Annotated in this window: 8 protein-coding genes; all 8 read left to right on the forward strand. The window is 61.2% G+C overall.

The annotated features are described in order from the left end of the window. The first annotated feature begins 258 nt into the window (after window positions 1-258). The 8 genes from HXO69_RS03680 (at window position 259) to HXO69_RS03715 (ending at window position 10224) form a co-directional block, all read left to right on the forward strand. A complete protein-coding gene (locus HXO69_RS03680) occupies window positions 259-3936 on the forward strand; it encodes a multifunctional oxoglutarate decarboxylase/oxoglutarate dehydrogenase thiamine pyrophosphate-binding subunit/dihydrolipoyllysine-residue succinyltransferase subunit (protein ID WP_296545369.1) in 3678 nt (1225 codons plus the stop codon). Between the two features lie 220 nt (window positions 3937-4156). Beyond that, window positions 4157-4756: a GDSL-type esterase/lipase family protein gene (locus HXO69_RS03685; protein WP_005505446.1), complete on the forward strand. Its 600-nt coding sequence runs from the start codon at window positions 4157-4159 to the stop codon at window positions 4754-4756. Between the two features lie 238 nt (window positions 4757-4994). Continuing rightward, entirely contained in the window at window positions 4995-5069 is a 75-nt protein-coding gene (locus tag HXO69_RS08990; protein WP_095343185.1) for a 50S ribosomal protein bL37, read from the forward strand. Between the two features lie 157 nt (window positions 5070-5226). After that, complete coding sequence (locus tag HXO69_RS03695) at window positions 5227-5943, forward strand: sigma-70 family RNA polymerase sigma factor (RefSeq protein ID WP_296545372.1); 717 nt, start codon at window positions 5227-5229, stop codon at window positions 5941-5943. Between the two features lie 91 nt (window positions 5944-6034). Then, window positions 6035-6349 (forward strand): mycothiol system anti-sigma-R factor, encoded by a 315-nt coding sequence (gene rsrA, locus HXO69_RS03700; RefSeq protein WP_296545374.1) that lies wholly within the window; start codon window positions 6035-6037, stop codon window positions 6347-6349. Between the two features lie 247 nt (window positions 6350-6596). Then, entirely contained in the window at window positions 6597-8087 is a 1491-nt protein-coding gene (gene aroA, locus HXO69_RS03705; RefSeq protein WP_296545376.1) for a 3-phosphoshikimate 1-carboxyvinyltransferase, read from the forward strand. Beyond that, window positions 8088-9215: a ribosome small subunit-dependent GTPase A gene (rsgA, locus tag HXO69_RS03710; RefSeq protein WP_296545378.1), complete on the forward strand. Its 1128-nt coding sequence runs from the start codon at window positions 8088-8090 to the stop codon at window positions 9213-9215. Window positions 9216-9282: 67 nt separating this feature from the next. Next, the gene (locus tag HXO69_RS03715; protein WP_296545380.1) at window positions 9283-10224 is read left to right on the forward strand and encodes an inositol monophosphatase family protein; all 942 of its coding nucleotides are present in this window, start codon (window positions 9283-9285) and stop codon (window positions 10222-10224) included. Window positions 10225-10294: the final 70 nt, after the last annotated feature.

Here is a 10294-nt window from a genome sequence, read left to right on the forward strand (position 1 = left end):
GCTGGAAAGTTCACCGTGATTCTCTTTACACTTATACATAGGAGCATGAGTGTGCCGCCAAGCAAGCGGATGAACCCCGACGTTCACGGCACGCTAGGCAGGTTTGTACGGTGCACACCCCGCACATACGGCCACCATCTTAGGCGATGCGCACATGCTCAGCGTGATGATTCGCCCCTCGAAGACGCGGGTCGTCTATGCCGGGGAGAGTCCCGGACGCGACGGATAAATTCACACTAATTGGAAGAGGCGTTTAACGTGCCAAATCTGCCAGAACATCTGGTGCCTGAGGAATTTGCCGGTAACGAATGGTTCGTTGAAGAACAGTACGAGCGTTACCAGAAGGACAAGAACCTCGTGGACCCTTCATGGTGGCCCATTTTTGAGACCATCGACAAGGCGCTGGGAGGCGCCGGTACCGCTAGTGCAGCTCCCGCTGCGGCACCCGCCGCACCGGTTGCGCCTGCCGCACCTGTTGCAACTCCCGCTCCCGCGGCACCGAAGCCTGCGGTTGCGCCTGCTAACCCCACCCCTCCCGCTGCTACCAAGAAGGCTGAAACTGTGGAACCTGCTGAAGACAAGATTGTCCCCCTCCGCGGCCCTGCTAAGGCAGTCGTCACGACCATGGAAGAGTCGCTGACTGTCCCCACCGCAACCACCGTTCGTGCGGTCCCCGCAAAGCTGCTCATTGAGAACCGCGCAGCTATCAACAAGTACCTGGCAAGCACCCGCGGCGGCAAGGTTTCCTTCACCCACATCATTGGTTACGCTGTGATTCGCGCAGTGGCAGCGATGCCCTCGATGAACGTGACCTACGGCGTGGATGAGAAGGGCAAGCCCGTTGCAATCCACAACGCGCACGTGAACTTTGGTCTGGCTATTGACCTGCCCCGCCCCGATGGTTCCCGCAACCTGGTCGTTCCGAACCTTAAGGGTGCTGAGCAGCTGAGCTTCCGCGAGTTCTGGGAGGCTTACAACGACATTGTTAAGCGTGGCCGTAACGGTGCGCTGACCATTGAGGACTTCCGCGGCACCACTGTTTCGCTGACCAACCCCGGTGGTATCGGTACCGTCCACTCGGTGCCCCGCCTCTCCAAGGGCCAGGCAGCGATTATCGGTGTGGGTGCGCTGGAGTACCCGGCTGAGTTCCGCGGCCTGTCTGAGAAGCTCATCACCCAGCAGGGCCTGTCCAAGATCATCACCCTGACCAGCACCTACGACCACCGCGTCATTCAGGGTGCAGGTTCCGGTGAGTTCCTGAAGCTGGTTGAGCACTACCTGCTCGGCGGCGATGACTTCTACGACGCTATCTTCCGCGATCTGAAGGTTCCCTTCGAGCCGGTCCGCTGGGCACGCGACAACCACGTCGATGACGCTCACGAAATTTCCAAGGTTGCACGTATTCAGCAGCTGATTCACGCGTACCGCGTGCACGGCCACCTGACCGCAGCAACCAACCCCGTTGGCTACAAGATGCGTTCGCACCCGGACCTGAAGCTGGAGAACTACGGTCTGACCCTGTGGGATCTGGACCGCGTCTACCCGACCGGTGGCTTCGGCGGTGCCGAGCGTCTGCCGCTGCGCACCATCCTGGAGCGCCTGCACGAGGCATACTCCGGCTCCCTCTCTGTTGAGTACATGTACTCTGAGGACCCCGAGGTTCGCGCATGGTTCCAGGAGCGCCTGGAGCGCGGCGTTGCTAAGCCCACCCGCGAGGAGCAGCTGCGTGTTCTCTCCAAGCTGGTTGAGGCTGAGGCATTCGAGAACTTCCTGCAGACCAAGTACCTGGGTCAGAAGCGCTTCTCCCTGGAGGGTGGCGAGTCCCTGATTCCGCTGCTGGACGCTGTTCTGGACAAGGCCGCTAACAACGACCTGAAGGGCGTTGCCATTGGTATGGCACACCGCGGTCGCCTGAACGTGCTGACCAACATTGCTGGTAAGTCTTACGCTCAGATTTTCCGTGAGTTCTCCGGCACCGCAGCACCCTACGAGGGTGGTTCCGGTGACGTGAAGTACCACCTCGGCACCGAGGGTGTCTTCACCTCCGATTCCGGTAAGCAGACCCAGGTGTACGTGGCTGCTAACCCCTCGCACCTTGAGGCTGCAAACACCGTGCTCGAGGGTATCGTCCGTGCTAAGCAGGATGTCTACCGTGAGCAGGGCGTTGAGGGCCACCCGGTTCTGCCGATCTTGATTCACGGTGACGCAGCGTTCGCTGGCCAGGGCATCGTCATGGAGACCCTGCAGATGGCTGGCCTGAAGGCGTACACCACCGGCGGTACCGTACACGTTGTGGTGAACAACCAGATTGGCTTCACCACCCTGCCGAACGACGGCCGCACCGCAACCCACGCTACCGACATTGCGCGTATGACTAAGGCCCCGGTCTTCCACGTCAACGCTGATGACCCGGATGCAGTGGTTCGCGCCGCACGCCTGGCATTCGAGTACCGTGAGCGCTTCGGTCGCGACGTTGTCATTGACCTGATTTGCTACCGCCGCCGCGGTCACAACGAGGCTGACGATCCGTCGATGACCCAGCCGAAGATGTACCAGGATATTGACGTCCTGCCCTCGACCCGTACCCTGTACGCACAGGACCTGGTCGGTCGTGGCGATGTCTCTCAGGAAGAGGCAGACGAAGTTCTGGACTCCTACCACTCGAAGCTGGACGCTATCTTCGTCGAGACTCAGTCTTCTGCACCGGCTCCTGCTGGCGCGCACGTTTCCGGTCTGGAACTGCCTGCTGCTCAGCAGAACACCGAGGTCGTTCACGGCGGTAAGACTGCGATCTCCCGTGAGACTCTGCAGCACATCGCTGACGCGTTCGGTAAGGCTCCCGAGGGCTTCACCGTCCACAAGAAGCTGAAGAAGCTCATGGAGCAGCGCGTTGAGATGGGCCGCACCGGCAACGTGAACTGGGGTATGGGTGAACTGCTCGCCTTCGGTTCGCTGCTGATGGAGGGCACCGACGTTCGTATGAGCGGTCAGGATGTTCAGCGCGGTACCTTCGTTCAGCGTCACGCTGTTCTGCACGACCACATCACTGATGAAGAGTGGTCGCCGCTGGAGCACCTCTCTGAGGACCAGGGCAAGTTCCGTATCTACAACTCCTTCCTCTCTGAGTACGGCGTTCTCGGCTTCGAGTACGGCTACTCGGTGGAGCGCCCCGACTCGCTCGTGGTGTGGGAGGCTCAGTTCGGTGACTTCGCAAACGGCGCTCAGACCATCATTGATGAGTTCGTGTCTTCCTCCGAGCAGAAGTGGGGCCAGCGCTCCTCGCTGGTTATGCTGCTTCCTCACGGCTACGAGGGTCAGGGTCCTGACCACTCCTCGGCTCGTGTTGAGCGTTACCTGCAGCTGTGCGCTGAGAACAACATGACTGTTGCTTGCCCCTCGACTCCGGCTTCGCACTTCCACCTGCTGCGTCGCCACTCTCAGCACCGTCCGTACAAGCCGCTCGTGGTGATCAGCCCCAAGCAGCTGCTGCGTCTGAAGGCTGCTGCGTCCTCCATCGAGGACTTCACCGAGGGTTCGTTCCAGCCGGTGATTGGTGACCGTTCGGGTATTAACCCGGCTCAGGTTGAGCGTGTGGTCTTCGTATCCGGTCGTCTCTACTACGATCTGGAAGCTGAGCGCGAGCGCCGCGGCGACACCAAGACCGCTATTGTCTCGGTGGAGCAGCTGTACCCGCTGCCCGAGCAGGAGATCAAGGAGCAGCTGGCTCTGTACTCGAACGCTACCGACGTTGTGTGGGCTCAGGACGAGCCTGCTAACCAGGGTCAGTGGCCGTTCATGGCTCTCAACCTGCAGCCGCTGATCGACCGCCGTATGCGTCTTGCTTCCCGCTCCGCAGCTGCTTCCCCGGCTGCTGGTACCGGTAAGCTGCACGCAGCTGAGGCTGAGGCTCTGCTCAAGCAGGTCTTCGAAGGCTAAGGTCTTCTACAGCTGATCGGCTGATGATTTAGCTCTTCAAAACCCGTCTTCCCGTCAGATGTTTCTGACGGGCAGACGGGTTTTTTAGTCTCGGATACTTACCGGATAGGGTATTAAGTTCGAAAAGAGGCCGGTAAGCGCTTATCCTAGATATAAAGACTATTACTCACGTGCCTTGCCGCCTCTCACGGCGGGCGCATACTGCAGAAGAAAGAATTCCGTGGAGCAACGCAATATTCGAATTGTGGCAGTCGGCGATGACCTGCTCGCCGGTGTTGGCGATCCCCGTACCCTCGGCTGGTTTGGCCGTGTTATGGCGCGCACCCCGCAGACCACCGCATCCATTGCGGCATATAACCTTGCCGCCCCCAATGAAGGTAGCGAGCAGCTGAATGCACGCTGGTTCGAGGAGGCGCGCCGCCGCTTCGTTCCCGGTGCTGATAACCGCCTCATTATTGCTCCGTCGACCTTTGACATTGACTTGGGTCTGACCAGCGCACGTTCGCGTTTGAACCTGGCGAACATTGTGGACATGGCGTCGCAGAACAACATTAAGGTTCTGGTCGTCGGTCCCCCGCCGACCCTGGATGCTGAGCGTAACCGCCGTATCGCTGACCTGTCGGCTGCGTACGCGGATGTGGTGACCCGCCGTAACCACGTGTACGTGGACACCTTCAACCCGTTGCTGCACCACGAGCAGTGGCGCAACGACCTTGCCGCTAATGACGGTCGTCCGGGTCAGTCCGGTTACGGTCTGATGGCGTGGCTGGTTCTGCACCGCGGCTGGTACAACTGGCTGAACATTCCTGAGCACGGCTAAGAGCCCGCTCCCCTAGTCGGACTTGGTCGGAAGAGCGAAAAGGCGGGAAGAAAGTTCGTGTTTTTTCGCTCATATCCCGGTTCCAAGATGCAATCATGCCGTTTCTATGAAAAAATAGACGGCGTTGCCCTTATAGCGTGGAGCACCGATTTCGGTGACCGCCTCTGCTAGGGCAGGTAATAGGGGCACGCACCGCGAAGGTGGGGCGTGCATCCATGAACACTATAAGGAGGCTCTGATGAGCAAGCGCGGTCGTAAGCGCAAGGACCGTCGTAAGGGCGGCGCAAACCACGGTAAGCGCCCCAACGCATAAGGTATCTTGCATACACTTTAAAACCCCGGCGTTTCGGATATTATTCGGACCCGGGGTTTTGCTTTACCCGCAGGTCCGCTGAGCGACCTGCGGAATAAAGAGAAGAATTCTACGTTATGACAGTGAACGCCTGGCGCGTTCCTGTAGAGGAGAGAACATGGCTGAAACCAACACCGCGGCGGATACCCGCGAGCTGCGCGAACGCTTCACCGCGGACGCTATGCAGTATGTGGATCAGCTCTACGCTGCCGCCCTGCGGATGAGCCGCAACTCTGCCGATGCTGAAGACCTGGTGCAGGAAACCTATATGAAGGCTTTCGCCTCGTACCACCAGTTCACCGAGGGTACGAACCTGAAGGCGTGGCTATACCGCATCCTGACGAATACGTACATCAATTTGTACCGTAAGCGTCAGCGTGAGCCGCAGCAGTCTCAGGGTGAGACGGTGGAGGATTGGCAGCTGGCTCAGGCCGGTGAGCATGATGCGGTGGGTCTGCGTTCTGCCGAGGCGGAGGCGCTGAGCGCCCTGCCGAATACGGAGGTTCGTGAGGCTCTGAACGAGCTGTCTGAGGATTTCCGCATGGTGGTGTACTACTCCGATGTGGAGGGGTTCGCGTACAAGGATATTGCGGAGATTCTGGATATCCCTCTGGGCACGGTGATGTCTCGTCTGCATCGGGGCCGCCGTATTCTGCGTGAGAAGCTGCTCGATTATGCACGTGAGAACGGTCTGCGCCCGTCGACCATCGCAAAGGCAGAAGCGAAGGCGAGCGCTAAGGCGCAGTCGGCAAAGGCTACCAAGGGCACTAAGGCTACCAAAGGCGTAAAGTCCCCTCCGGCGGGCTCTGGCTCCAAGGTGCCTGCAGATTCTTAGCTTCGCTCTTCTACACGTAATCTAGCCCCCCCCATCAGGTTGGGGCTAGACTCCCCTAACGCTTTATGCCTTCCGTGTGAAAGGAACCCCGATGTCAACCACAGACAAGAATTCTTCTGTCCCCGAAGCCTCCGCGGCTTCTGAGCCGCTGGAGGATTGCGGCGGCCAGCCCTGCTCGGCGACCCTCAAGCGCCTCTACGAATTCCTCGATAGGGAGCTGAGCCCCGAGCAGCTGCGCACGGTTCAGGCGCATCTGAATGCCTGCCCCGAATGCGCGGATGTGAAGGACTTTGAACTGATGGTGCGTGAGAAGATGCGTTCTTCGTGCGCTCAGCAGGCGCCCGAGCAGCTAAAGGCGCGTCTGCTGCAGGATGTGCAGAAGTTCTGCGCCGAGGCTAACCTCTAAGCTGCCCCGAGCTGTTGCCCCGCTGGGGTACAGACATCCGACGATGAGTTAAGGCGGTGCACCAATGGCGGTGCGCCGCCTTTCTGCATGTTGCGTTGGTTAGCGCTGTCTGGTTCACGCCGCTTATCTCATGGCTAGAGCGCTCGGAGGTGCGCAAACCCTCAACCGGTAGAATAGGGGTAGACGTCAACCGGCGCAGCGTCTCTGAGTCTGCGCCCTCCCCATGATTTGAACCAGAAGAGGACATATGAGCGACGCAGCAGTGCAGCTTTCCCCCGGTGATTGGCCCGCTCCCCTGGCACCCGCCTCCAGCGAAGCCGCTGGCAAGAACGCGCTGGTGCATATTCCGGGTTCTAAGTCGCTCACGAACCGCTATCTGTTGCTTGCCGCTCTGGCTGATTCCCCTTCGTATCTGCGTGCGCCGCTACATTCGCGCGATTCGGCGCTGATGATTGAGGCGCTACGTCAGCTGGGTGCGGGTATTGAGCTGGTGCCGACCGATTCGCCGTTCGGCCCGGATGTAAAAGTCACTCCCCTCGACTTTGCGCAGGCAAATTCCGCCCAGCCGCGCACCGTGTCGATTGAGTGCGGTCTTGCCGGTACCGTGATGCGTTTTGTGCCCGCCCTGGCGGCGCTGCTGCCGGGTGAGTTCGCCTTTGACGGTGACCCGCACGCCCGTCAGCGTCCGATGGGCCCGGTCCTGGAGGGTCTGCGTCAGCTAGGTGTGCAGGTGGATTGTGAGCAGGGCGAGAACGCGCTGCCCTTCGTACTGCGCTCCCCCGGTCTGGCTTCCGCTGAGGGCGTTTCTGAGGCGCCCGTGGTGCGTATTGATGCTTCGACGTCGTCCCAGTTCGTTTCGGCTCTGCTGCTGATGGCGCCTCGCCTGCCGCAGGGCATGGTGCTGGTGCACGAGGGCTCCTCGGTGCCGTCCATCCCGCACATTCAGATGACCGTTGAGGCGCTGCGCCAGATGGGTATTCGGGTGCAGGAACACTACCCGAACCAAGGCAACGAAGCAGAGGGCGGCGAGTACCGCTGGACGGTTCACCCCGGTTCTTTCCCCGGCTTTGAGATGACCATTGAGCCGGACCTGTCGAACGCCGGTCCGTTCCTTGCCGCCGCCGTGGTTACCGGCGAATCGGTAACTATTCCCCACTGGCCCGCCCCCGCGGCTGATTCGTCGCCGGGCACGACCCAGGTGGGCGATATGTGGCGTGAGCTTCTGCCCGCGCTGGGCGCCCAGGTGAGCTACGCTGAGGGCCGTCTGACCGTGACCGGTCCGGCGCAGCTTCCCGAGGGTGACTTCTCCTTTGATCTGTCTGCCGGCGGCGAGTTGGCACCGACCATGGCGGCCGCCTGCGCCTTCGTGAAGGGCCGTGTAGAACTGACCGGTATTGCGCATCTGCGCGGTCATGAGACGGACCGCCTCGCTGCGCTCGCCGCCGAGATTAACCGTCTGGGAGGCACCGCCCACGACACCGCCGATTCGCTGGTGATTGAGGCACCCATCCCCGCTGACGCTGAGGCTGCGCAGGTTCTGGCGCGCACCTACGAGGATCACCGTATGGCAACCTTCGCGGCGATTATTGGTCTGCGCCGCGGCAACGTGGTGGTGCAGAACGTAGCCACCGTCGCTAAGACCATGCCCGAATTTACCGCGATGTGGGAGGACATGCTGGCGCAGTGGCAGACCGGCGCCTCCACCGCTGATGCTACCGCCGACCAGGAGGTCTTCTAAATGGGTTCTTCCCGCATGAACGTGCGCGATTTCTCTGAATGGGATGAGTCGGATGTGCGCGTGCGCCCGAACAAGAAGGGCTCCCGCCCCCGCACGAAGGACCGCCCGACCTTCAAAGAAGCGATTCGTGGCAGGGTCATTACGGTGGACCGCGGCCGCTGGTCGGTCGTCGTTGATGAGGGTACTAAGAAGGAGCGTACCCTCATTGCGGCGCGCGCTAAGGAGTTGCGCCGCACCGCGATTGTGACCGGCGACTTTGTGGACCTGGTGGGTGATACCTCAGGCGCGAAGGATACCCTGGCGCGCATTGTGCGTCTGGGTGAGCGCACCTCGATTCTGCGCCGTAGCGCCGATGACACCGACCCGTCGGAGCGCGTGGTTGTGGCGAACGCTCAGCAGCTGGTGATTGTGGTTGCTGCGGCGAACCCGGAGCCGCGTACTGGCTTCATTGACCGTGCCGTGGTGGCAGCGTTTGATGCCGGTATTGAGCCGATTCTGTGCATTACCAAGACCGATGTGCGCTACCCGCAGAACCTGCTGGATTACTATGCGGCAAGCGGTTTGAAGATTGTGCTGTCTTCGTCTTCGGATGGTTTGGCGCCGAGCCAGGAGGGTGCTGCCGGTTTGGAGTCGGCACCGGTTCAGGAGCTTCTGCAGGAGCTGCTGGGTCAGGTGTCGGTGCTTCTGGGCCACTCGGGTGTGGGTAAGTCGACCCTGGTGAACGCGCTGACCGGCTCTGAGCGTGCGACCGGTCATGTGAACGCGGTGACGGGCCGTGGCCGCCACACTTCATCGTCGGCGTTGGCGTTGCGTCCGGTGAATGCGAATGGTGAGCCGATGGAGCCGGGCACCTGGATTATTGATACTCCGGGTATTCGTTCGTTCGGTCTGGCGCATGTGCCGCCGGAGACCGTCGTGGAGGCGTTCGTGGATCTGGCACCCGGTGCGGCGGACTGCCCGAAGGCGTGTACTCACGCAGCGCAGGCTCCCGAGTGCGGTCTGGAGGCGTACGTTGCCGCCGGTCACGCCGGTGAGAGCGGCCCCGCCCGCCTGGAGTCGCTACGTAAGCTGCTGCTGTTGACTCCTGAAGAGGGCGATTCAGAGAAGGAACTGGGCGCTCTCGTCTAGCTTCCCTCCCCTGCATTACACACACATTTTGCTGACTACATCACCGATACTGAAGAAGAGCATTACTATGAGCCGTCCCCAGCAGTACACCGACGATTTGCGTCTTGCGCATATCCTTGCCGATAGCGTCGATCGTGTGAGCGCCATGCGTTTTCGTGACCGCCCGGTCTTCTCCCCCGCCCCCGAGGCGCTAGAGCCCGAGGAGGCGGCACCCGCCGCAACGCCGTTGGCGCCGTGGCAGCAGGCTACTCAGCAGCCCGCAGAACCGCAGGTGCAGGAGCAGGAACCCACCGATTACGCCTCGGGTGTGGCTCAGGAGGTTGAGGAGCTTCTGCGTGCGCAGCTGTCGCGTGTGCGTACTCGTGACGGTATTGCCGGTGAGCATGCCGGCTATAACGGTCAGGCATCGCGCCAGTGGGTGATTGCGCCGATTGCCGAGCTGGATAATTTTCGCCGCGGTGTGCCGGTTTGGGCGACTCTGATTGCTTTGCTGGATCAGGGTGAGCCGGTGGTGGGTGTGGTGTCTGCACCCGCGCTGGGTCGCCGCTGGTGGGCTGCTCGCGGTTCGGGCGCGTACACGGGTAAGTCCTTGGCGCAGGCGACTCGTCTTGAAGTGTCTTCGCTGACTCAGCTGGATCAGCTGTCTGCCGCGTACACCGACCTCGCCTCCTGGAAGGTAGCCTCTGAAGGCTCTGTGGACCGCTCTGGCGAGCTTGTACAGCTTCTGGGCTCAGTTGGTCGTTCCCGTGCGTACGGCTCGTTCTGGGCGGCGTGTATGCTCGCTGAGGGTGCGGTGGATACTGTGGTTGATCCGTCTCTGTCGTTCTACGAGGTGGCGGCGCTACTGCCGTTGATCCGTGAGGCTGGCGGCGTCGCCTCCACCCTGGAGGGCGACCTGCCCGAGAACGCGGGCGTTTCAGCCGCCGGTGTGCACCCGGTGTCCCTGGTGGCAAGTAATACGGCGGCGGTCCAGCAGCAGGTGCTGGAGGCGCTCGCGCCCCAACCCTAGCCTGCACTCCCCCCCTCCCCGGTGACGGTGACAATATAGCGAGGCGGCGGCTTTCCGGTAAGTGGAAAGC

This window comes from Rothia sp. (in: high G+C Gram-positive bacteria), assembly GCF_015265375.1.
Classification (GTDB): Bacteria; Actinomycetota; Actinomycetes; order Actinomycetales; family Micrococcaceae; genus Rothia.

Excerpts from the sequence above, each read along its gene's own strand:
- HXO69_RS03695 (WP_296545372.1), top strand. The coding sequence starts at position 5,227 with ATGGCTGAAACCAACACCGCGGCGGATACCCGCGAGCTGCGCGAACGC.
- rsrA (WP_296545374.1), top strand. The coding sequence starts at position 6,035 with ATGTCAACCACAGACAAGAATTCTTCTGTCCCCGAAGCCTCCGCGGCT.
- aroA (WP_296545376.1), top strand. The coding sequence starts at position 6,597 with ATGAGCGACGCAGCAGTGCAGCTTTCCCCCGGTGATTGGCCCGCTCCC.
- rsgA (WP_296545378.1), top strand. The coding sequence starts at position 8,088 with ATGGGTTCTTCCCGCATGAACGTGCGCGATTTCTCTGAATGGGATGAG.
- HXO69_RS03715 (WP_296545380.1), top strand. The coding sequence starts at position 9,283 with ATGAGCCGTCCCCAGCAGTACACCGACGATTTGCGTCTTGCGCATATC.